Here is a 24,499-nt window from a genome sequence, read left to right on the forward strand (position 1 = left end):
TGCTACCTAGACCCCGCCCTGTATCCACCAACATGGATATGATGCCTATGAACATAATTGTTATCTGATCGCGCAGAGCTTATGTCCAGATTGTAAGCCCCACTTCGAATTCGATTCGTGTCGATATTGCCATCAATACCATACCTAACCTCATATGGAGTAAAAACCTGGTCGAAAACATCACTTTCAAACAAGTTATCAGTAAAACTTGCTTGAACAGCCGGCTCATTGTTCAAAGGTTGTCCTAGATTATCATAACCACCATTATTCACAGCCACACCATTAATTCGGCTGATATCCAATGCCCTGCCTGTAAGGTGATCCGAAGCATTTGCACCATGCAAGGCTGTAGATCGCTGCCCGCTACTAAAACCTATAGAATCAATATTATCAGCCTCAAAGGCCGAGTTAATAACAGCGAGATAAACCTGCGGCTCCACAGAACGGATAGCATCTATCGTAGCCTGCTGTGCTTCTTCAGCAGTAAGACTACGTCCGAGCTCCTCACTGACAGCCTCCCTATAATTGTTCGCCATGCTCTCACGCATTATAAAGTCGATAGATTCTTCACCTCTATCTACCGTTACTGTCCTTCGATACGTCGCACCTGCATCTGCATCAAAGTCACCAGAGTATATAGCTGATAGTTCAGGGTGATTTTTCAATGATTCAACAAATGCCCCCGCCGTTGCATTACCAAAGCTACCAATACCTACGCCCCTTTCTATGTAACCACTAAGGTCGCTTTCTGGCAATTCAGAGACGAGCATACTTTGCAGAAGCTGGGTATCAAAGTCCGACCTCTCATTCGCCCTTATAGTCCCTAGCTCAAAAATCTTATTATAGTAATCTAGATCAGAGTTTTCTCTTTGATAATCAAAGGCCGCTTGCGCCCTCTCAGAAAACAATGCCTGAGTTATAGCAGCTTCTGTTGCTGGTCCGATATTACCATCTATCACTAATGCCGCATCATCAACACCCGACTCAAGGTCATTAAACTCATTCAGAAGTGTCTGTAGCTCCCTCGCTTGTTCTTCGGAAAGGCTATCCACTTCTGCAGCCAGCTCATGAATTCGATTCACCGACTCAAGATCAGTCACCTGTTGGGCGTCTGCCTCAGTTGACTGTGAGGCGACCTCGGTAGTCCCATTTGCTTGGTCGAGAGTCGGTGGTTGATCAATAAGTTCACTCCCATCCGCTAAAATTTCAGAACTGGTCACAACCCCTTCGGGTAGAGGAGCCTCAGTAGAACCAACAATCTCTACGCCTTGACCAAATTCTCGCGGCACCCAGATCGGAGCTCCATCCCCCTCTACTGCATCCAACGTATACCCATTCAGCGTCAAGCTTTCAATGCCGGAATCACCAGCCACGTATGAAAACACATCGCTATCAGTCAGGTTATCAGCTTTCCATGCCTCAATCGCAGCAGTATCGCCGGTGCTCACAAGAACCGTGAATTCTTCCAATTGGCTGGAGGTCAGCGCGCTGCCCCCTGGATCCTGCATGAGGGTATCATCACCAGCGACAGACAACCCCAAGGACATTCTCTGTTCGGCAGAGAGTTCCCCACCGGCCGCCTGATAAGCCATCACCTGATCCCAGGTCACTACATCGGACATGCCCTGACCGAGTCCTGCTGAGGCAAACAGCAATTGATCATCTAAGGAAAAGTCCATCCCGTCCAGCGCAAACTGCTGACTATCCCTGCGGCCTCCGGCAAAGAAGTTGCCGATGGCCCGCCCGGCACCGGCGATATCCTGTCCGACACTATCAATAAAGTCAGCGGCCTTGAACCACAGGTCGTCGTCGGCTTCGCTGCTACGGTAATAGGCGGCCAGTTGCTCCTGCGCGCCGGCCTGCTGAGCACCGGCCCACTTCGCGAGCTTACTATTTTCAGTAATGTCCTTGCCTATGGCAGAGCCAATTTCATTGCCAATGGCGTTATGGATATAGCTTTTGCCCGCCTGCTCGTCGAACAGGCTCATGGCCCCGCCGATCAGCAGGTTGGCCGGCAGGCTGCTGCCATCCACCTGGAAGTCCTCGTTGCTGCCAACGGCCGCACCCACGGTGTTGCCGACTGCACTCACCCAGTCCCCGGTGGTCAGCTCACCCTCGCGGATATAGGTTTCCGCCACGCCCAGCCAGGGCGTGACCATATTCAGGGTGGTGGGGTCGAGGAAGCCCTCCATGTTGATGCCGGCAGTCTCGTTCGAGGTGGGGCCCAGGGCCGCCGCTGCCAGGCTGGACCAGCTGGTGATCTTGCCGCTGGTGATCAGCTGCTTGGAAGCCGCGCCCGCTACCTTGAGGGCCGCGGCCGCAGTCTTGGCGTATTTCACCGTCCTGGCGCTGACATCGGCAACCTTGACCGCCGCACCGATGCCCTGGGCGGCACCGCTGAAGGCGCCGGCCACGGCCCCGGCCGCCACCTCCTTCCAGCTGAAGCTCTCCTGGTAACCCAGGGCGATAAACAGCCCCTGCTGCACGATCGAGGCCGCCGCGCCCACCACGGCACCGGCTACCGCCCAGGCGGCCACCGTGGCTGCCGTGCCCGTGAGGCCAAGGAAGCCGCCACCCGCGGCAAGCAGCGCGCCGGCCGCGCCGGCGGTAACAATGGTGGCCACCACCGCGATCACCACCACGATGATGATCATCAGGATGTTGCCGCAGTCGTCGCCGGAGTCCGGCGTTTTCAGGTTCGGCAGCGTGGAGCCGATGATGTCGTTTTCGTTGTAGACCTTGTGGGTGTCGGCATCGATGCGGCCTGTCTCCACCGAGTTGGGTACGGTGATACGCACCCCGCCCTTGATCGGCTGGCTTGGATCCAGGCCGTTGGCCTCCGCCAGCACGAACCACAGGCTGGGGTTGCCGTAGACGCGGGCGGCGATGGACTGGAGGTTGTCGCCGTCCACGGCAGCCACACTGGTCACGGCGCCGGAGGGATAGTCCTCGCCGATGTCCTTGATCAGGTTGTAGTCGCCGCTGTCCAGCTGCTCCTCGACATCGCCGTTCTTCCAGGTCTTCTTCTCGCCCACGGCGTTGCCGTTGGCGTACTGGAACTCGGTGCGGCTGATATCGTCTTCCACACCCTCATCGTGGTAGCGGTACAGGATCTGGCCGTCGTTGTTGTAGACGAACGTCAGATATTCCTTGCGGTCCTGGCCGTCGCCCTCACCCTTGTCGAGGCGGGTGAGCTTGTCATTGGCGTCGTAGGTGAAGCGGCTGGTGCCGTTGGCATCCCCCGCACCCACGATCCGCTGCTCGCGGCCATCGGCATGGTAGTAGTAGGTGTAGGTGTTGGTGGTGTCTTCTGTGACCGTTTTGGTCTTCAGCAGGCGACCGGATGCGTCGTAGGTGCTGTAGGTCTTCTGGTCGTCGCTGTCGCTGTAGGTGGAGATACCGTTGGCGCTGTAAGTGGTAAAGCTATAGGTTTCCCGGTCACCATTCTTGAAGGTCTGGTAACGGGTAACGTTACCGTCGGCATCGTAGCCCCAGGTGCTGTACCAGCTGCCGGCATCGTCACCATCGTCGACTACCCAGGTGGCCCGGGTGACCCAGCCACTGTCGTTGTACTGGTAGCTGACCATGGTGCCCTTGTTGTTCCACGTCTCACGCTGGCCGAGGCCGTCGTAAGTAAAGGCGCTGACGATCTCCCCGGCCGCGCCATTGCGCATCTCGGTCACGCGGTTCGCACCGTCGTAGTCATACCAATGGTTGACACCCTCGCCGGTATAGCCCGCGTCGGTGTAGACACGCTTCTGGTTGCCGGCCGCATCCCACAGGTAGTTCAGGTGCTGGCCGGTGACGCTGTCGTGCCAGCGGGCGATCTGCCCGGCCGCATCATAGTCGTAGGTGAGTTCGCGGTTGTGGCCCCCGGCACCGGTGATGTGCTCGTACATACGGTTGCCCGCCACGTCGTACTGGTACGAGGTGGCTACACCGGTCTTGTTGTCGACCACCGACAGCAGGCGCCCGGCCTCGTCATATTCGCGCTGGATATCCGGGCCCGTAGTGGTGGTACCGCTGCTGAACAGGTCCCAGCTGCGGTACAGCTGGCCGAACTCGTAGCGGAAATCCTCCCGCGAAAGCTCGAAGCCGTAGTTCCACAGGCCGGTATTGATGGCACTGTTGGTTACCGGGCGGTACTCGCGGACCTGGTTGCCGAACTCGTCGTACTCGAAGACCGTCTTGCGCCCGCCCTGGTCCACAGTGGCGATCTTGCGGCTGAATGCGCCGTATTCGTGGCTGGTGACCCGTCCGGCGGCATCCTTCTCCGCTATCACATTGCCGTAGGCGTCGTACTGGCGGGTTTCGGTCACCCAACCTTTGACGCCCTCGTAACGGGTTTCGGTAACTCGGTTCAGCCCGTCGAACTCCTGGTAGGTCCAATCCCCGGCGATATCGCGGCTGCCGGTGCGGTTGTCGCGGTTGTCGTACTGGAACTGCAAGGTCCTGCCGCCGGCGTCGGTCTGCCGGATCAGGCGGTCGCGCTGGTCGTAGCTGTAGCTGGTGGTGCGCGTCTCGAAGCCGTCCACCAGGCTCATGGAGAGCTGGCGACCAAAGACGTCGTAGGTGTAGCGCTTCACGTCGCCGGCGCCGTTGATCTCCTCGATCACCCGGCCGGCATTGTCGTAGCGCTTGCTGGTCTCGTTGCCCAGCTGGTCCACCAGCCTGGTCTCGTTGCCCAGGCGGTCGTAGTGGTGGTAGGTGATGCCGCTGCGGTTGTCGTTCTCCCACACCATCATGCCCAGCGCGTTGAACGCGCGGCTGGTGGTGTAGCCGCGGGCATCGGTCACGGCGACCTGGTTGTCCTGCACATCGTAGGCATAGGTGGTTTCCGCGCGCACGGTGCCGGACTCACCGTAGGCCGCGGTGGCCACGCCGTACTCGCCCAGCATGCGGTTGCGCCCGTCGAACACCGCGTAGCTGTCGCGGATCTCGGTGGCAGCGGCCAGGTCGTCCCCGTTTTCACCGGTGGTGTAGGTCGCCACCTGGTTGCCGTTGGCATCCACACCGAAGTGGCGCCAGATACCGTTGCCCTCGTTGGTGGCAACCAGCTGGTTCAGGGCGTTGTAGCGGTTCTGGGTGTAGTAGCCTGCGTCCACACCGCTGACGGTGCGGCTGCCACCCTGGTTACCGGTGCTGGCCAGGGTCAGGTCGACAAAGTTGCGTTCATCGGCACTGGGGCCGGAGTAGATTCCGGTATCGAACCCAATCTGGCCGTCGGCGGCGACATTGATACTGCCGCCGGTCTCGCTACCCAGCACCGTAAGGCTGTTGCTCTGGTAGTTCTTGCTGCTACCGCTGGTGACCTGGGCGCTGTCCAGGCGCAGCCACTGCACGATGACCTCGTTGCCGTCGGCATCGGTGTAGCTGAGCTTGACGTCATAGGCGCCCTCCTGCAGCTGCGACAGGGTGGCCGAGTGGCTGCTGCCATCGAACGCCATCACGGTGCTGTCGGTAAAGTCCAGGCCGCTACCCGCCGTGCGCCAGGACAGGGTCAGGTCGCCAGTGACGCTGGCCAGTTCGGCGGCGTTAAGGCTCAGGCCGAAGTCCAGGTCGTAACCCAGCACATTGGTGATGGTGGTACCAGGGTTCTCGGGGTCCTCTACTTCCTCGGTGACTTCTATGCTGGTGATATCCAGGCTGTGCTGCTCAGCGACTTGTTCGCCATAAAAGGCGTTGTAGCTGTGGGTGCCGGTGGCCAGCTCGGCCGAGACTATTAACTGGCCCTCGGCGGTACGACTGCTCTCCACCCACTGGCCGTCGATCAGCACCAGCTGGGCGCGCGCATCTTCGCTGCCCACGTCCGCAGCCTGCCAGGTCAGCCCCTGGCGGGTCCCTGACAGCGGTGTGGTGCCACCGACTTCTGCACTGAACTGATCCAGCACCAGCGACTGGGCGCCGAATACTGTGGTATCGGCGTAAGCGCCTTCCAGCTTGACCTGGTAGCTGCCGGCCGCCAGCGGGCTGGCGCTGGTGCCCAGGTCCAGGGCGTAGCTCCAGGTTCCGTCACCGTTGTCCACGCCTTCCACCGCCCTGGAGCCGGTCTCGCCGTTGGCATCTGTCCAGGTTGCCACTACGGTGGAGAAGAGGCTGGCCAGCTCCGACGGTACGCGAGTGTCCAGGTTAACGAGGTAATTGGTATTTTCGCCGCTGACCACACTGCTCTCTGCCAGCTGGGTGGTCACCCCAACGTGCGGGTCGCTGGCGACGAAGGTTTTCTCACTGCTCTGGTAGCTTCCGCCATCCGCGTCCTGCCAACTGATGCGGAAGGACTTTTCATCCAGGTTGGTAACGCCATCGAGGGTGACGGTCCAGGTACCGTCACCATTGGGCTGCATGGCCACCGGCGTCGCGGCGCTGGTGACGCCCGCGGTGCCGTATTTCAGGGCCACGTTCTGGGCATTACTGCCGGCTTCTACGGTGATGGTGGTGGTATCGCTGTCGACGCGGTTCACATCGATCGCACCCAGGGTGGGCGGAACCCGCAATTCTTTCTCTTCGGACCAGGCCAGGTTGCCGGCCCGGTCGGCGGTAACGACGCGGAAATAGAGCGCCTCGCCCTCGCCGAATTCCTCGCTGGGGATATAGACCTCGCCCGTCTCCGAGAACCAGGTGCCCAGTTCGGCGCTGCGGGAGTCATAGCCCTCAAGCCCGGCCTGGCTGCTGGAGCCCCACACCACCCAGCTCTTCTGGTCCACGCCCTGCGGCATGTCCCAGCTGATCACCAGCATATCGCCGAACTCGGCGTTGATGGCGTCGTTGCTTACGGCCTGGGCAACCGAGTCGATCTCACCGGTGTAAACCAGGGTCTGGTTGCCGGCGGCATCGTACTGGATGCTGGAACCGGTACCATCCGGGGAGATGTTCTTGTTGATACGGCCGGCGGCGTCGTACGCCATCTCGGTGACGAACCCGTCCCCGTCCTGCGCCCAGGTCTGCTCGCCGCGGGCGTTGTAGCGGATCGTCTTGGTAATGTCGTCGGCGTCGTTGGCCGCGTCCATCAGGTCGGTCTCCGACGTCTGGCGGTTGCCGGCGTCGTAGCCCATGGTCGTGGCCTGATCGTTGGTGTGCGCCGCCACCAGCGTCTCGAACGCGGTGTCGCCACTCAGTGCCGCCAGGTTCACACCTGCATCCACGGCGTTGTAGTAACGCTTGCGCTGGGTCAGGTTGCCGTTTTCATCGTAGCTATAGGTGTGCAGCACCCGGTCGCTGTTGATCACCGCAACCTTGCGGTCGGCGGCATCGTAGTAGCTGTACTCGGCGGCTTCCTGACTAGTGCCCGCCGCCACGGTGCGGCTGGTCTGGTTGCCCTTGCCATCGTAGGTGTACAGGGTGAGCACGCGCTCCCGGGTCTGCACGCCGTCGTTGTCGAGCACGTCCACCAGCGGTGAGCGTTCCTCGATCACGCGGTTGGCCGCGTCGTAGGTCTTGTTGACGGTGTACACCTCGCCGGCCGGCGCGGCCGGGCGGGTGGCGGAGGTGATGCCGGTGGTGTCCAGCGGCTGGGTGTAGACGCGCTGCTCCAGCACATTGTCCTGGGCGTCGTAGTCCCACTCCACCAGGTAGCCTTCCGGGTCCACCTGCGCCAGCAGGCGGTCTTTGTCGTCGTACCAGGCGTAGGTGGTGTTGCCGTTCTTGTCGGTGACCTCGATGGCGTTGCCGAAGTCATCGTAGACGGTGGTTTCCTCCGGGCGCACCTCTCCTGTGGTGGCCACCGGCTCGCCGGTGCTGGTATCCACGGAGGTCACTGTCACCTGCGGGTACACGGTGCGGGTGAGACGCCCCATGCGGTCGTAGAACATATCGGTGGTGCGGGCATCACCCAGCCCGGTCGGTCGCTCGCTGGGATCTGTGTGCGCGGTGGCGTTCAGGCGAGTCATGTACAGGGTCTCGCTGGCCTTCTCGCCAAAGGCGTTGTAGCTCCACTCGGTCAGGACGTTGTCCGCGCTCAGCTCAGCCACCTGGCGGCCGTTGGCGTCGAAGTAACGGGTGGTGGTGTAGCCGGCGGCATCGACGGTCTGCACTTCGTTGCCGAAGGCATCGTAGCTGCGGGTGGTCTCCAGGCGCTGGGTGCTGAGGCCTTCACCGATGGTATATACCTGCACGGTGGCGCCCAGCTCGCGGATCACGCGGTTGTTGTCGTCGTACTCGTACTCGGTCACCACGTTGCGCGGGTCTTCCATCGTCTTGATGTTGCCCACCCGGTCGTAGGTGTACTCGGTTACCTCACCCAGGTCGTTGGCCTCGGACAGGATGCGGTTGGCCAGGTCGTAGGCGTAATGCAGGCTGTTACCGTTGGCATCGGTCTGGGTGACGATGTTGCCCGCCTTGTCGTAGGCGGTGGACTGCACCAGGTTGAGGCCCTGCGGGTCGAACACCTGCTGCACCTGGCGGTTGTTGAGGTCGTAGACGTAGACGGTCTCGCGCACCGCGTTGGGGTCGGTGGCGGAGACGATCCTCTCGCCGGTCTTGTTGTTGGCCGCATCCCAGCTGAAGTGGGTGACGGTGTCATCCACGTCGGTGAAGGTCTCGATGCGGTTGTTGAGGTCGTAGGTGTAGCTGCGGGTGCGCGGGTCGCTGGTGTTGGCGTACAGCACTTCCTGCAGCAGGTTGCCGGCGGCGTCGTAGCGGTTCTGGGTGACGCTGCCGTCGGCCTCGGTGACGGTGAGCGCGCGGCTGTTGCGGTCGTAGTCGGTCAGGGTGACGCGGTCGTCGCTGCTGGCGGTGCCCACCGGTGCGGTGAAGTCGTCCACCGGGCCAGTGTAGCGGTTTGCGTACAGGCGCGCTTCCACCTGGTTGCCGACGCTGTCGTAGGCAAAGGTGTTGAGGGTGCCTTCCGGGTCGAGGATCGCGCTCAGGCGGTTGGCGCCGTCGAAGTAGTAGCGGGCCACGCGGCCGAGGGCGTCGATGGTCTGGGTGCGGTTGCCCAGCGCATCGTAGCGGTACTCGGTGCGGTTCTGCTCGCCGTCGATGTCGGCGGTCTTGCGGTTGTTGAGGTCGTACTCCATCCACACGCTGCGCTGCTCGGCGGTACCGGCGGCGTAGCGGATCTCCACCTGGTTGCCCATGGCATCGAGCTGGTACTCGGTACGGGTATCGTAGTCGTCGATCATGGCCGTCATGCGGCCGTTGCCGTCGTACTCGTACTCGGTCTCGGTCCACACCTCGACGCCGCCGATGCTGCTCTGCAGCACGCGCTCGAGTTGTCTGTTACCGGCCTCGTCGTAGACGTTCTCGGTCACGCCGCCCGCGGGGTTCTCCACCCGCACCTGGCGGTTGGCCTTGTCGTAGAAGTACTCGGTGGTGCGCGGCGCGGTGCCGTCGAGGCTGTTGGCGGCCTCGGTCATGCTGGTGCGGTTGCCCACCGCGTCGTAGGCGTAGGCGGTGACATTGCCCTCGCCGTCGGTCATGGTCAGCATGCGGTCGGCGGCATCGTAGGTGAAGCCGTTGGTCTGCACGTGGGCACGGGCGGCCTTGTCCGCGTCGTACTCGGCCGCAGCAGGGTCCACCAGGTACTGGCCAACGGTGACCAGGGTCTGGTTGCCGAAGGCGTCGTAGTCGATGCTGGTGGTGAAGCCCTCGCCATCGGTGATGGCCACCTGGCGGTCCAGCAGGTCGTAGGCGTAGGTGGTGGTGCGCGCGTCGCTGCCGTCGGCGAAGCTCTGCGTGGCGGTGAGGATGTTGCCGCGCTGGTCGTAGGTGTTGACGGTCAGGGTGCCCGCCGGGGACAGGCTGGTGAGCATGCGGCCCAGCTGGTCGAAGGTGTTGAGCTGCTCGCCGCCGTTGGCGTCGATGATGCGGGTCTGGTTGCCCAGCACATCGTACTCGTACTGGGTGACGCCACCCATCGGGTCCTGCACCTGGGTGATGCGGTTGTCCAGGTCGTAGTCGTAATAGGTGTGGCGCTCCAGGCCCGCGACACCCACGGCCTGGATGGTCTCGCGCTTGTTGCCGGCGCCGTCGAGGACATACTCCACGCGCATGCCTTCGCCGTCGACCAGGGCCACCTGGCGGTTGTCCAGGTCGTACTCGTAGCTGGTGGACTGCTGTTCCGGCAGGCCCGGCGCGACGATCACGCCGGTACGGTTGCCGGCACCGTCGTAGGTGAACTCGGTGCGCTCGCCCTCGCCGTTGACCTGGGCGGTCTGGCGGTTGTTGCGGTCGTACTCGAAGGACTCGGTGCGCGCCTCGGCCAGCCCCACGGCCAGCGTCTGGCTGCTGAGGTTACCGTTGCCGTCGTAGGCGAAGGTGCTGGCCACCCCGAGCGGGTCGACCGTCTGGGTGATGCGGTTGTTCTTGTCGTAGCTGTTATAGGTCACGCGCACATCAGCAGTGCCGAAGGCCTCATGCGCCTCGGCGATATTGCCATTGGCATCCAGCTCGTAGTGGGTCACCACGCCCTCGGCGTCGGTGATGTCCGTTACCCGGTTGGCCTGGTCGTAGGTGTACAGGGTGCTGCGCTCGTCCGCCGTGCCCTGCGCCTCGATCACCGCCGTGCGGTTGCCGCGCTCGTCGTATGTGTACGCGGTCACCACGTCCAGCGCGCTGGTCTCGCTCACGACCTGGTTGATCGCGTCGTAGTCGTAACTGGTGGTGCGGCCGGTGTCGCCGGCCTGCGCCTGCGGCACACCATCGATCACGCTGGCGCGCTCGTCGTACAGGGTCACGCTCTTCACGTTGCCGACGTCGTCGTACACCGTTTCGGTCAGGTAGCCCTCGGCGCTCAGCTGCGCCACCTGGCGGTTGACGCTGTCGAAGAAGAAGCGCGTCTCGGCGATGTCGGTGCCGGCCAGGTCGCGGTGCTGGCGCACGCTGGTGCGGTTGCCCACTTCGTCGTAGGTAAATTCGGTGCGGAAGCCCTCGCCGCTGATGCGCGCGGTCAGGCGGTCGGCCCTGTCGTACTCGAACGTCACGACCTGGTCGTCCGGGCCGGCCACCGGGGTCGGCAGTGCCAACGGGTCGACACTGCCCAGGGCGGTCATGTAGCGGGTTTCGGTCTGCAGGTTGCCGGCGTTGTCGTAACTCCGCTGCACCATAAAGCCTTCGGCATCCACGCTCGCCACCTGGCGGTTGGCGCGGTCGAAGTAGTTGGTGGTGACGTTGCCGCGCGCATCGACCATTTCCACCTGGTTGTCGGCCGCATCGTAGCGGTACTCGACCGTGTGCAGCTCCGGGTCGGTGACGTGGGTCAGGCGGTTGTTCTTGTCGAAGGTGTAGCTGGTGGTATTGCCGCGCGCGTCGGTCATGGCAACGCGGTTGCCGTTGGCGTCGTAGTCGTAGGACACCGTCTGGTTCAGCGCGTTGGTTTCGCTGCGCAGCTGGTTGTTGTCGTCGTAGGTGTAGCTGGTGGTCACCGCGTCGGCGGTGTTGGCCGCGACGGTCATGCTGGTGCGGTTGCCTACCTCGTCGTAGGCATAGGTGGTCTCCACCAGGTCGGCGGCGGTCTCCTTCACCACGCGGTTGAGTACATCGTACTCCCAGGTGGTCTCGCGCAGCAGCGCGTCGGTCTCGGAGATACGGTTGCCCACGGCGTCGTAGCCGTAGCGGGTGGTTTCGTTTTCCGCATTGGTGACGGTGACCAGGCGATTGACCTGGTCGTAGCCGTAGCTGGTGGTGTGACCATTGCCGTCGGTCATGGCGAGGCGGTTGCCCACCTCGTCATAGGTGTAGCTGGTGGTCTCGCCTTCGGCGTTGGTGCTGGTCAGCAGGCGGTTGGCCGCGTCGTAGGTGTTGACGGTAGTGTTGCCATTGCCGTCGGTGACGGTCAGCTGGTTGCCGACACCGTCATAGGTATATTCGGTGCGGTCGCCCTCGCCGTTGACCTGCGCCGCGAGGCGGTTGGCGCGGTCGAACTCGTAGACCACCGCCTGGTCGTCGGCGCCGGCCACCGGCGACGGCGGCACGGCCGGGTCGGCACCGGTAACCGGTGCCATAAACAGGGTCTGCCCGACCCGGTTGCCGGCGGCGTCGTAGGTCCAGGTGGTGACATAGCCCTCGGCATCCACCTGGGCGGTCTGCTGGTTGGTCTTGTCGAAGTAGCTCACCACGGTGTTGCCGCGCGGATCGGTGACGGACACGCGGTTGCCGTTGGCGTCGTAGCCGTAGCTGGTGGTCTGCTGCAGCGCGTCGGTGCTGCTCACCAGGCGGTTGTTCAGGTCGTAGCTGTAGGCGGTGGTCTGGGCCAGCGCGGTGTTGGCCGCGACGGTCATGCTGGTGCGGTTGCCCAGCTCGTCGTAGGCGTAGGTGGTCTCCACCAGGTCCGCATTGATCTCTTTGGTTACCCGGTTGTTGAGGTCGTATTCCCAGCGGGTCTCACGGCCCAGCGCGTCGGTGCTGGAGATGCGGTTGCCCACCGCGTCGTAGTCGTAACGGGTGGTCTCGTTCTCGGCGTTGGTCTCCGCCACCAGCTGGTTGAGCAGGTCGTACTGGTAGCTGCTGGTGTGGCCATTGCCATCGGTCACGGTCAGGCGGTTGCCCACGTCGTCGTAGGTGTAGGCGGTGGTCTCGCCTTCCGCGTTGGTGACGGTCAGCAGGCGGTCGACCATATCGTAGGTGTTGACGGTGGTATTGCCGTTGCCGTCGGTGACGGTCAGCTGGTTGCCCACTTCGTCATAGGTGTAGCTGGTGCGGTTGCCCTCGCCATCGGTGCGCGCGGTCAGGCGGTCGACCATGTCGTACTCGAAGGTGACGGTCTGGTCCTGTGCCGGGTCCGCGACCGGGGTGGGGACCACGGACGGATCGACGCTGGGGACCGGCTGGGCGTAAAGGGTCTGGCTGGTGACATTGCCGACGCCGTCGAAGCTGCGCTCGGTCAGGTAGCCTTCCGCATCCACGGTGGCCACGCCGCGGTTGGCGCGGTCGAAGTAGTTGGTGGTGACGTTGCCGCGGGCATCGATCACCAGCACGCGGTTGTCGGCGGCATCGTAGCGGTATTCGGTGACACCGCCCTCCGGGTCCTGGACGTGGGTGGCGCGGTTGTTCTTGTCGAAGGTGGTGAAGCTCACCCGCGCTTCGGCGGTACCGTAGGCGCGGTGCTCTTCCACCGCATTGCCGTTGGCATCGAGCACGTAGTGGGTCACCACGCCCTCGGCGTCGGTCATGTCGGTGACGCGGTTGTTGCCGTCGTAGGCGTAGAGGGTGGTGGCCGCCTGGGCGGTGTTGGCCGCGGCGGTCATGCTGGTGCGGTTGCCGGCCTCGTCGTAGGCGTAGGTGGTCTCCACCAGGTCGGCGTTGACCTGCTTGACCATGCGGTTGTTGAGGTCGTAGACGTAAACGGTCTCGCGGCCCAGCGCGTCGGTCATGCCGATGCGGTTGCCCACCGCATCGTAGGCGTAGGTGGTGGTCTCGTTCTCCGCGTTGGTCTCGGTCACCACGCGGTTGAGGCCGTCGTAGGTGTAGCTGGTGATATGGCCGTTGCCATCCACCATGCTCACCCGGTTGCCCACGTCGTCGTAGGTGTAGACGGTGGTCTCGTCCTCGGCATTGGTGACGGTCACCAGGCGGTTGACCATGTCGTAGGTGTTGACGGTGGTGTTGCCATTGCCGTCGGTGACGGTCAGCTGGTTGCCGACGCCGTCGTAGCTGTAGGTGGTGGTGTTGCCCTCGCCGTCGACGCGGGTGGTCAGGCGGTTGACCCGGTCGTAGTCGAAGGTAACGGTCTGGTCGTCCGCAGCGGCGACCACGGTGGGCTCGGTGCCCGGGGTCACGGCACCGACCGGGGTCATGTGCAGGGTCTGGCTGGCGACGTTGCCGTTGTTGTCATACACCCGGCTGGTGGCATAGCCCTCGGCGTCCACTTCCAGCACCACTTCGTTGTTGGCATTGAAGTAGCTGGTGGTGGCGTTGCCGCGCGGGTCGATGACCTGGGTGCGGTTGCCGTTGCCGTCGTAGCTGTAGTGGGTGATACCACCTTCCGGGTCCTGGATATCGGTGACCCGGTTGTTCTTGTCGTAGGTGTAGACGGTGGCGTTGCCGTTTTCGTCGATGACGGTGGTGCGGTTGTCGTTGGGGTCGTAGCTGTACCGCCGCTCGCCGCCCATGGCATCCACTTCGCGCACCAGGCGATCGTCCAGGTCGTACTCGAACACGATGGTGGCCGCCTGGGCGGTGTTGGCCGCGGCGGTGATGCTGGTGCGGTTGTCCACCGCGTCGTAGGCGTAGGTGGTCTGCACGCCGTGGGCGTCGGTCTGGGTGGTGACGCGGTTGACGGCGTCGTAGGTCCAGCTGGTGACACGGCCCAGCGCGTCGGTGGTGGTCAGGCGATTGCCCACCGCGTCGTAGCTGTAGGTGGTGGTCTCGTTCTCGGCGTTGGTGACACTGACCAGGCGATTGAGTGCATCGAACGCGCTGGTGGTCTCGTTGCCGTTACCGTCCACCACGCTGATGCGGTTGTAGACCCGGTCGTAGTTGTTGGTGGTGACATTGCCCTCACCGTCGGTGACCGAGCGCAGGTTGTTCTCCGCATCGTACTCGAACACGGTGAGCTGCTCGTCGGCGGTGCCGGCGGCGGTGCGCATGGCGATGCGATTGCCGCGCACGTCGTAATCGTACTGGGTGACACGGCCCTCGGCGTCGGTCATGGCCACCTGGCGGTTGCCGCCGTCGTAGTCGATGCGGGTCACTCCGCCGCGGGCGTCGATGATGCCCACGCGGTTGTTGGCACCGTCATACTCGTAGCGGGTCTCGAAGCCCTCGGCATCGATCACCTTGATGACGCGGTCCAGCGCGTCGTAGACAGTCTGGGTGGGGTTGCCGCGACCGTCGGTCACTTCCACGCGATTGCCCACCGCATCGTAGCGGTAGGCCACGGTGTGCTGTTCGGGATCGGTCTGCTGCACCAGCCAGTTGTTCAGGTTGTAGACGAACTGGGTCTCGCGCGCCTCCGCGGTGCCGAAAGCCTCGGTGGTGCTGGTGACGTTACCGAAGTCGTCGTAGTCGTTGTGGGTGACGGTGCCGATGGCGTTGGTGGTGTCGGTCAGGCGGTCGAGAGCGTCGTAGGCATAGGTGGTGATATTGCCGTTCTGGTCCTTGCGCTCGACCAGGTTGCCGTTGCCGTCGTACTTGCTGGTGATGGTGCTGCCGTGAGCATCGGTGGTGGTCACCAGGCGGTTCAGCGCGTCGTAGTCGAAGGTGGTAACGCGGTCTTCGTTATCGGTGCGGGTCAGCTGGTTGCCGACGCGGTCGTAGGTGTAGTGCTCGGTGTAGAGCGCACGCAGGGCGGCCTTGTCGCTGTCGGTGAGCAGGGTGGCGTCGGTGGCGTAGCCGAGCTCCGCGCGCTTCTGCTGGTAGCGGTCGTCGTTGCTGCCGGCCAGGGCGTTGCCCAGGCCGTCGGTCTGCGCCACCAGCTGGTTGAACTCGTCGTAGGTATAGGTGGTGACCTGCGCATCGTCGCGGTCGATCACGGCACCGTTCGCATCCACCGCCACACCCACTTCGACGCGGGTGCGGTTGTGGTTGGCATCGTAGCTGTAGACGGTGTTGATGCCGTTGGCATCGGTCACCATCACCAGCTGGCTGTCCAGGTCGTAGGCGAAGGTGGTGGCATTGCCGTTGCCGTCCACCATTTTGACTTCGTTGCCGTTGGCATCGTAGTGATGCTCGATCACGTGCCGGGAGAGTCCGCCGGTCTCCGGGTCGTACACCTCCGGGGTGGTCTCGCGGATCATGCGGTTGTTGCGGTCGAACTCGTAGCGGGTGGTGTAGGCCTCTGCATCGCCGGACTCGGGTCCGCGCGCGTCCACCTCGGCAATTACATTGCCCACCGCGTCGCGATAGAAGGTGGTGGTGCCGCCCTCTGCATCGGTCTGCTCTTCGAGCTGGTCTTCCTCGTCGTAACCGAACTTCAGCACCTGGCGCTGGCTCACCGGCAGCTGCAGGCCGGCCACAACCATTACCTGGTTGTTGTTGGCGTCGTAGCTGTAGCGGGTGATATGGCCGTTGGCGTCGGTGCGCTGGGAGATGATGCCATCGGCGTTGTACAGCATCTCGGTGGTGGCACCGCGATGGTTGGTCATGGTGACCCGGTTGCCCTCACCGTCGTAGGCGTAGCTGGTGGTGTAGCGGGTGCTGTTGCCGTCCGCCCCGGCCACCGCCGCGGTGATGGCTTCCAGCAGCTCGCGCCGGTTGTTGAACACGTACTCGGTGGTGCGGCCCTCGGCGTCGGTCATGCTGGTGCGGTTGCCCACCAGGTCGTACTGGTACTGGGTCACGCGGTCCTGCGCCGGGTCCACGCTGGACGGATCCATGGTCTGGATCAGGCGGTTGTTCTTGTCGAAGAAGCGGTACACCGTGTTGCCGTTGGCATCGGTGACGCTGATGCGGTTGCCCACCGCGTCGTAGGTGTTGACGGTGGTGTGGCCTTCCGGGTCGATCACCGTCAGCAGGCGGTTGTCGTTATCGTAGGTGTAAGTGGTCACTCCGCCGTTGCCGTCGATCAACCGGGTCAGGTTGCCGTAGTGATCGTACTCGGCGAAGGTGCGGTTGCCCTCGGCATCGATGGTCTCGATGTTGTTGCCGTAGGCATCGTAGAAGTACTGGGTCACCTGCTGTTTGGCCGGGTCGGTTAGGTCGGTGGCATCCAGGAACACGATGCGGCGGGTGCGATTGCCGTAGGCATCGTACTCGTAACGGGTCAGGTCACCGCCGGGGCTGCGCTCTTCCACCAGGTTCTGGTTGGCGTCGTACTCGTAGAAGGTGGTGTACAGGTCCAGCAGCGCCTGCACATCCGCGGCACTCAGGTCCGCCACCAGCGCCGCGTAACCCAGGTCCTGGCGCAGGGCCTGGTAGTGGGCATCGTCGGAGACCGTCAGCGCCACGCCGGTGGCGGAGGTGCGCGAGGCGATCTTGTTGAAGCTGGTGTAGGTAAAGCGGGTCTCGGAGCCGTCGTTGTCCGCCAGCGTCAGCAGGTTGCCGTTGCTGTCGTAGTTGAAGTGCGAGGTGTACAGCTCGGTCAGGGCATCCTGCTCGGCCTGGCTCAGGTTCGCCGCCAGCTTGCCGTTGCCGGCCGCATCGGTATAGCCCAGGTCAGCGCGCAGCTGCCGGAAGTAGGCGCTGTCGGAGTTCACCGCGCCCCAGGCGTTGCGGTCGGTCATCGACACCAGGTCGCCGTTGTCGTTGTAGGCGTAGGTGGAGTGGTAACCCTCCTGGTCCACGATCTCGGTGATATAGCCGTTGGACAGGTAGGTGTACTGCAGGCTGTGGCCCTGACGGATGTTATCCACCTGCGCCTGATAGCTGGTGTCGGTCCCCGCCACCGCGGCGTCGTAGGTGGCGTAGTAGCCGTTGGCCACCCGCCAGTCGACGTACTGCTGTTCGTTGGAGTAGGCGCGGGCGTTGCCGAGCGCGTCCACCACAGTGGTGGAGCCGCCGTCGAAGAACTTGGAGGAGAAGGTCACGCTGGTCTCGTCGGTGGTGTTATCCACCCGGTGCCCCTTGCCCTTGCTGATCTTGTCGCCCTTGGTGCTGCCCTGGCCCTCTCCATTGGTGTGGAAGGCAAAGTCGTAATCGAAGGTGGTTACACCGCCTTCCGCGTCAGTAATAGAGGTCACCACCTGGGCCGCAGCCTTATTCTCGCCGCGCCAGCTCACCTGCTCGTAAGTAATATTGATATCGCGCTGGGCGTAGGTCTCGGCCACGCCGTCGCCATCGGCGTCCTGCTCAGAGGGCAGCTCGATGCGCTCGATAAAGCCGTCGGTGGTGTAGTGGTACTTGGTGGAGTGGCCCATGCGGTCCACCACTTCCACCAGGCGGCCGCTCTCGTAGCGGTACTCCACCAGCACGCCGCCGGTCTCGTCGGTGACCTGGTAGAGCTGGCCGTTGAGGTAGGTGTAGTTGACCTCGTGGCCGGTGTCGTCGCGCACCTGCACCAGGCGATCGGACTCGTAGGTGTACTCCATGCGCACACCATTGGTGTCCTCCCAGGCCAGCAGTTCGCCCTGCTTGGAGAAGGTCAGCCTGGTCTGGTCGGCACGGGTAAGCTCGAAGGCGGGATCGGTATCGCCGATGGCCCCCAGGTCGCGGATGGTCTCGTAGGCGCCGGCGCCGTCCACCGACACGTACAGCTGGCGGGCCTCATCCCAGTAGTAATCGTACAGGCTGCCATCGCCGTAGCGGACCTCCAGGTACTGGCCACCCTGCCTGACGTCCAGGCGGATGCCGGTGGAGAAGTACCAGCGGGCGTCCTCGTGGCCGTGGGCATCGCTGGCGGCCCCGCGGGCGTTGTAGGTGCGCACCAGGTTGAAGTCGTCGCCCATGCTGGGCAGGTAGGCGTCCTGGTGCTGGATGACGAGGTTGCCGTTGGAGACGTTGACATACAGCTTCTCGTCACCGCCCACCTGGTTGTTGGCCGTGCGTTTATTATCGTTCAGGAGTGCGTAAGAAGAATCCAGCAGGCCCAGTTCGTTACCGCCAACAAGCGTTACAGACATCGAGAAGTCCCCTAAAAAGTCCGGATAGGCGACACCCTGTCGCCCCAAAATTCGTTATCTGCTTGTCTATCCTTCGCTGGCGGAAAAAGTTTAGGGACTTCACGAAAAAAACATGACTCTCCTCGCATTTATTGGAGGAATCACGCGCCACACAGCTCTGGACCAAATCCCCATCACAGCAGGGACCAGCCCGGAAACTTGGGCAAGGATTGAATCGAAGAACCACGCATAGGGGGAGGGGACTTAGCACCCATAGGCGCAGAGAGATTAGAGGAAGAAGGGAAAAGAGAGGAAGCAAAAGGCAGGTTGCACTACCGGGCTACGGAGGCCCGGGGACAAGTAAGCCCGGGGCCCGACGCGCATTCTGTTACCCGAACAGTAAGAACCAAGCCGGTAGGCACCTGCACGCAAGGAGGGCGGGCCGCCCTCTCATGCCCCAGGAAAAATCACTACCAGACCAGGTCAGTAACTGTTATTTCTACTACTGCGCGGACAGAATATTTTTAGATCACCCGTTAAAGCATTAACGTATTGACTTTAAATTCGTTCGCGCAATGATCTGCGGCCTCGCGCAGCTTCTGCTTGAGAAGGGATGCGTTATTCGCCAGTAACTCGTCGTGGGTGGGAGCTTGCTCAGCCTCTTCCGGGTTGGCCTGGCCACACTGCGCTTCCGCGAGAACTTCATTAGTGGAAGTATCCACCAGCTTCATTCTGACACCGTAGCCAACTTGATACTTGCTGAAATTCAGCGGAAAGTTGAGGAACTTCCATCCCAGGGTTTGCACATCCAGCAGCAAGCGTGAGTCATTCACCTGGGCGGTGAGTTCCTCTACATCATTTCCTTCAGCTGTGACCGTATTATCATCCAGCAACACTATGTTGTACTCACGGGCCATGGCATCTGCAAGTACGTCATAGATCCGGACTGCAGGATCCTCAATGTTATTTTCTTTAACCAGCTTATTGCCAGTTTTGACCATGGCAACGACACCAATAGCACCGAACATGCTGTTTCCAGGCGTAGTGGCAATAAAGTCCGGCTTCTCGCGGCTGACGCCGCTCAATTGCCGCCCCTCGATCATCGGGCCGGCATCCTCGGCCAACGGCATATTTTTCACGCCCGCACAGCCAGTGGCGACGACGGCCAGAGCCAGCACCATCAGTTTCTTGATCATCTTCGTTTACCCCCAAGTGTTACGTTGTTTATTTAAAGAATCCCCGCATAACCAGATCGCCAGGGACACAAACAGCTACCTTGCTATACCATCCTTCCAGAACCCAATCATAGAGAACTTTTTACCAATTATCAGCCCAAAAACAACGACAGCGAGCTCAACTTTATTACACGCAATGACACCGAGCGGGGATCACGAAGAAGATACCTGGCCACACCAAACGCAGTGCAGCGGCCGGAGCAGTGCAAACTTGGGAGCCGACAGTCGCAAGCTTCAATCAGCGTTTCAAGGATGCCACTCTACTCATCACTCGTTTACAGAAGGGTTGGCATGGGTAACAGGTGCGGGCGTAGCTAGACGAGACTTACATGGTCCCGTTGCCGGAGAAGTTCACGAAGTCGAGTGAGCGCCTCTTTATGAATCTGGGAGATACGCCCTTTGGAGAGCTGCAACTCCTGGCCCATGTCGGAGAAGGACTTGAATTCAAAGTAGTGGCCACGCACTACCATATACTGTTTGGCCGGCAGCTTTTTGACCAGCGTTGATATACTTCTCAGGAGCTGGTCGTAATGATGGCTGGCATACGGGTCGCCATGATCCCGGGCCTGCTCACCCGCCATGATCGCGTCCAGCTGGAACCCTACTGCCAAGTTCAGGATCGCATCGACAAACCCCGCAAAGTCCACATCACCCTTACCGATGAGTGATTCATTCCTCTCCTCTATCGCCCTCTTGTAAAACTCGTACTGGCTTGCACTTTCGGTCATTTTCGGCAGGCCGTTCAGTATTGAGCCCCGGATCCGGTAACCGGCAAATGTCGCGAACTTCACGCCTTCGGCAATATCGTAACGATCCAGGGCCTCAATCAGGCCGAGCAGGGCGAACTGCAGGTAGTCCTCATATGAAACCGTATCGACTATCCGGCCGGCATAGAGCTTTCCTGCAATCCTGGCAGCCAGGCCACGGTGCATCAGGATCAGCTTTTCCCGGGCAGACCGGTCACCCTCCGAGAAGAGATCCCACAATTCTGCTTCGTGACTGGAAATATCGAGCATCCCTGCCATTGGCCCGCTCTAAACAAAACTGTTCATCAATGACAGGGTTACGAGACTCCAGCCATCAATCAGCACAAACACGAGGATCTTGATGGGAAGCGAGATCATCATCGGCGGGACCATCATCATACCCAGGGACATCAACATACTGGCGACGACAATGTCCACGAGCAGGAAGGGTATAAAGATAATAAAACCGATCTGGAATGCGGTCCGCAACTCGCTGAGCAGGAACGCAGGGACCAGCGCAGAAAGCTCCACGGCGTCAACGCTTTTGGGCGGATCCTCGGCCATGACTTCGTAGATAAGCTCGAGATCCTCTTCCCGTGTTTGTCGCAACATAAAGCCACGCAGGGGCTGCACCCCGCGATCGAGCGCGGTTTCGGAGCCGATTTCCTTATTCGTATATGGCTGGTATGCCTTACTGTTAATCTCTTCGATTACCGGTTTCATGCTGAACAGCGTGAGGATTAACGCAAGGCTGACCAGCACCATATTGGGCGGCGTCTGCTGCATGCCCAGTGCATGACGCAACATGGCCAGTACCAGGATGATACGGGTGAATGAGGTCATGACGATCAGGATACCCGGCGCCAGACTCAGCACCGTCATTCCAAGGAGAATCTTCACTGCCAGGCTTAGATCCGCACCCTGATCCTCAAACTGGATGTCAACGCCCGGAAATGACACATCGGCGGCGGCAACAACCCCTGGCAAAACAGCCAGCAGGACAAACAACAGTGACCTCATGCTTCTACATCTTTTTCTGTTTTGTCGATTACGGTGAGGTTGCTCCCCGCCTCTGCCACAAGGTATTCCCTGCCCTTCCAGGAAACTGAATACAGGGTGAGAGTGTTACTGATTCGCTTCCGCTCACCCAGACTTATATCCGAAGCACTGCCGCCCGCAGCGTTACCCAGGCCCCGCCAGTGGACATAGGCCTTCAGCCCGGCAAAGGTCAACCCGAGCAGTACCAGCACTGCAAACAGTGCCTTGAAGAAAGTCCAGGCCAGGAACTCGCTCCCAGCCTGGGCTGAGGCAAAAGGGCTATAGGCAAAAAGCACGATCGCTGAGAATTGCACAACCACGACCCGCGAACTCACTACCAGCATGGTGCCCACCGGTCACGAAACCGTTTTATTGACGTTGTCAATTTCCGTGATCCGGACGCCCAGCGAGTCGCCCTTTGAGGCCAGCACGCCCCGTGCAACCAATGCCCCATTCACAAAAACATCTACAGGTTCATCTACTTTTTTATCCAGGGAAAGCAGCTCACCTTTCTTAAGGTTGAACAGCTCCTCCACGGAAATACGCGCACTACCGACCGAGACACGCAGCTCAACCTGTACATGCCTGATCATGTCTACCGAAGGGGGCACCACCGCAGCACCTTCACTATCCTGCGCCAATTCCTGCAGTTCAACATCTAAAGTATCCACAACAACCTCTCAATTTTTACCTGATCTTAATAGCGCGGTTTTTATCCGTCTTACCCAGAACGGCACCAAACATATCTGCCTGCGAGCCACAGGACACGCTGACCATGCCGGTGAAGTCCTGCCCGAGCGGGATAAAATCGCCGGGCTTCAAATCCATTACCAACTCGCAGGGAATATCACTGGCCTTGAACCAGGCACGTAGTAAAGTCGACTCTGTACCCAGCGCGCTGCTCAGTGGTTCAACCGCTTTACGGGCCTCGGCCTTTGCGAGACCGATCAACGGCTGCCATATTCCCCGTGTCAACAGTATCGAGATGGGAATACCACGCACGTCCAGTTCAAGTGCGACACAACCGCTGCCATAGCGATTGACTGACTCATCGTGCTCATCAATGCCGATACTCACACCGCCCGAATCCAGGCCAAGTCGACAGCAGAAGTCCAGGCACAGGCGCTCCAGTATGTGATGCTCGAGCTCAGGACTCTCCAGCGACTCGCCCTCGAAAAGTGACGAAAACAGCTCATGCCAAACCGTTGAGTCACCAACGAATATGATGTTTTCTTCACCAAAGCGGATATTGCGGAAAATACGGTAGTCATTGTAGAGAGATGACTCCGCGTAATACTCACAAACATCCACAAGTTTCAGAGAGTTGGCACCAGACCACCAGTCCGCCTCAAACGCTTCAAGTCGATGTTCCAGTTCCACGCGAAGGCGCTTAAGTCGCCGGCTCCCGATAAACTCGAAGTCACGAACCACGTCGGTCACAATCGTCACTTGGAGGCCTCCAGCAACTGCTGCATCATTTCGTTGACCGCGGTCAGCATCTGCGAGGAGGCCTGGTAACCCCGCTGCACGACGACCATATCGGTAAATTGCTGGGACAACTCAACGTTGGAAGCCTCAAGCTTTTTTCCCACCACCAGGCCGTAGATATCCTGGTTTGGCTTTCCGATCTCGATCATTTGCTGAGGATTGGCCTCAAACAGTCCCTCGCCAAGCTGGGTAAGCGCCTGCTTGTCATGGATATTTGCCAGCGCTATCTGCTGGCCCTGCTGGGTTTCCTCATTGCTGTAGTTTGCTTCCAGTATGCCGTCCTCGTTGAAGGACAGGCCGAGCAATGCTCCCTGCTGGTATCCATCGTTATCTTCAAGCGCCAGGTCCGAGGCTGAAGCGCCGGAGAAGGAAGTGCCAAAGGCAAAAGAGCCAACATCGCCAAAATTGAGGGTGATATTTTGGTTGGCGCGATCCTGCGGCTGGAAATCAAATGACACGGTGTTATAACCGTCGGCTGGCGAGCCGTTATCCTGGAAACGTATTTCAAGGTCAGAGGCAACCAGGTTGTTATCAGCATCGCGAACGTCTACAAACCAGCTTCGTGGCGTATTCGCGTTATTGTTGCGGAATGTCAGCGTCAGGACCTGAGTCGAACCGAGGGAGTCAATGACCTCCACATCCGATACCACGTGCTGGGTCGACCCCAGGGACAGATTGCCCAGGAAAGTAAGGTTCTCGGTGGGCCTGGCCGGCATGGTCTTCAAACCCTCGAGGCTCAGCGGAACCAGCGCCCCCGAGTCATCGAGGGCCATCACTTGCGCACCGGACGGGGATACCAGGTAATCGTCGTTATCAAACGAGAATTGCCCAAACCTGGAGTAGAAGCGCTTTCCATCATCCTGAAGGATAAAGAAACCCTCACCATCGATCGCCAGGTCGGTGTCATTACCGGTATCACGCAGGTCGCCCTGTGAAAAATTGATGGTTGTCTGGATAACTTCAGCCCCCGCGCCATCAATGCCGTTTTCGAGGTAAGGCCGCTCACCATCAGAGAACTGGTAACCGTAGTAAACATCGGCGAATACCGCCTGGTTGCCCTTGTATCCGGGCGTATTTACATTGGCCACGTTGCCACTGATAACATCGAGCCCCTTACTGAAAGTTTGCAACCCAGCGAGACTGGAAAAAACAGTACTTAACATAATTAGCTACCCACTGCCTGTACCTGGGAGAGAGGAATGTTCGTCAAAAACCGGCCATCGGAAGTTTCAATCGTCAAGACTGGCGACCCGGAATTGAAATTTACCGAAATCACATCCCCGAGTTCCCGACTGGTCTCGGTTGCCACCTCGACAGTCCGGCTGAGGATGCCAATGGCCTGGTTGGCCGCTTCAATCTTGATCAATGACTGAATATTCTCGTTTGTCTGCCGCGCCTGCTCCAGGCTGGTGAACTGGGCCAGCTGGGAAATAAACTCGGCATTGTCAATCGGCTCAAGCGGATCCTGGTAATTCAGCTGTGTCAGGAGAATATTAAACAGGTCTTCCTGGTTCACCGTCGCCGTCTGCTGCTGTTGTGTTGAGGTAGAATTCACCGCCCCCAGCGTTCCGATATCCATTTA

At 60.7% G+C, this 24,499-nt stretch carries 9 protein-coding genes; all 9 read right to left on the bottom strand.

Features of this window, described 5'->3' with window-relative positions:
- Window positions 1-2: 2 nt before the first annotated feature.
- The 9 genes from LVD11_RS05515 to LVD11_RS05555 all read right to left on the bottom strand — a co-directional run bounded on the left by LVD11_RS05515 (window position 3) and on the right by LVD11_RS05555 (window position 24,496).
- Window positions 3-18,431, bottom strand: coding sequence for a DUF6531 domain-containing protein (locus LVD11_RS05515; protein ID WP_237057157.1), 18,429 nt, complete (start codon window positions 18,429-18,431; stop codon window positions 3-5).
- A 515-nt stretch (window positions 18,432-18,946) separates the two neighbouring features.
- The gene (locus tag LVD11_RS05520; RefSeq protein WP_237057158.1) at window positions 18,947-19,606 is read right to left on the bottom strand and encodes a hypothetical protein; all 660 of its coding nucleotides are present in this window, start codon (window positions 19,604-19,606) and stop codon (window positions 18,947-18,949) included.
- Window positions 19,607-19,959: 353 nt separating this feature from the next.
- Window positions 19,960-20,670, bottom strand: coding sequence for a sigma-70 family RNA polymerase sigma factor (locus LVD11_RS05525; RefSeq protein WP_237057159.1), 711 nt, complete (start codon window positions 20,668-20,670; stop codon window positions 19,960-19,962).
- 9 nt (window positions 20,671-20,679) lie between these two features.
- Window positions 20,680-21,411 (bottom strand): flagellar type III secretion system pore protein FliP, encoded by a 732-nt coding sequence (gene fliP / locus LVD11_RS05530; RefSeq protein ID WP_237057160.1) that lies wholly within the window; start codon window positions 21,409-21,411, stop codon window positions 20,680-20,682.
- Window positions 21,408-21,773 (bottom strand): hypothetical protein, encoded by a 366-nt coding sequence (locus LVD11_RS05535; RefSeq protein ID WP_237057161.1) that lies wholly within the window; start codon window positions 21,771-21,773, stop codon window positions 21,408-21,410. The genes fliP and LVD11_RS05535 overlap by 4 nt, the downstream gene beginning before the upstream one ends.
- A 12-nt stretch (window positions 21,774-21,785) precedes the next feature.
- Window positions 21,786-22,100: a FliM/FliN family flagellar motor switch protein gene (locus LVD11_RS05540; protein WP_237057162.1), complete on the bottom strand. Its 315-nt coding sequence runs from the start codon at window positions 22,098-22,100 to the stop codon at window positions 21,786-21,788.
- A 16-nt stretch (window positions 22,101-22,116) separates the two neighbouring features.
- Window positions 22,117-22,878 (bottom strand): FliM/FliN family flagellar motor C-terminal domain-containing protein, encoded by a 762-nt coding sequence (locus tag LVD11_RS05545; protein ID WP_237057163.1) that lies wholly within the window; start codon window positions 22,876-22,878, stop codon window positions 22,117-22,119.
- A complete protein-coding gene (gene flgF, locus LVD11_RS05550; RefSeq protein ID WP_237057164.1) occupies window positions 22,875-24,080 on the bottom strand; it encodes a flagellar basal-body rod protein FlgF in 1,206 nt (401 codons plus the stop codon). Before flgF ends, LVD11_RS05545 begins: the two co-directional genes overlap by 4 nt.
- A 2-nt stretch (window positions 24,081-24,082) precedes the next feature.
- On the bottom strand, window positions 24,083-24,496 hold the full coding sequence (locus LVD11_RS05555) for a flagellar hook assembly protein FlgD (RefSeq protein WP_237057165.1): 414 nt from the start codon (window positions 24,494-24,496) through the stop codon (window positions 24,083-24,085).
- Window positions 24,497-24,499 lie beyond the last annotated feature (3 nt).

Origin of the sequence: Microbulbifer sediminum (assembly GCF_021729035.1) — a bacterium.
Lineage (GTDB): Bacteria > Pseudomonadota > Gammaproteobacteria > Pseudomonadales > Cellvibrionaceae > Microbulbifer > Microbulbifer sediminum.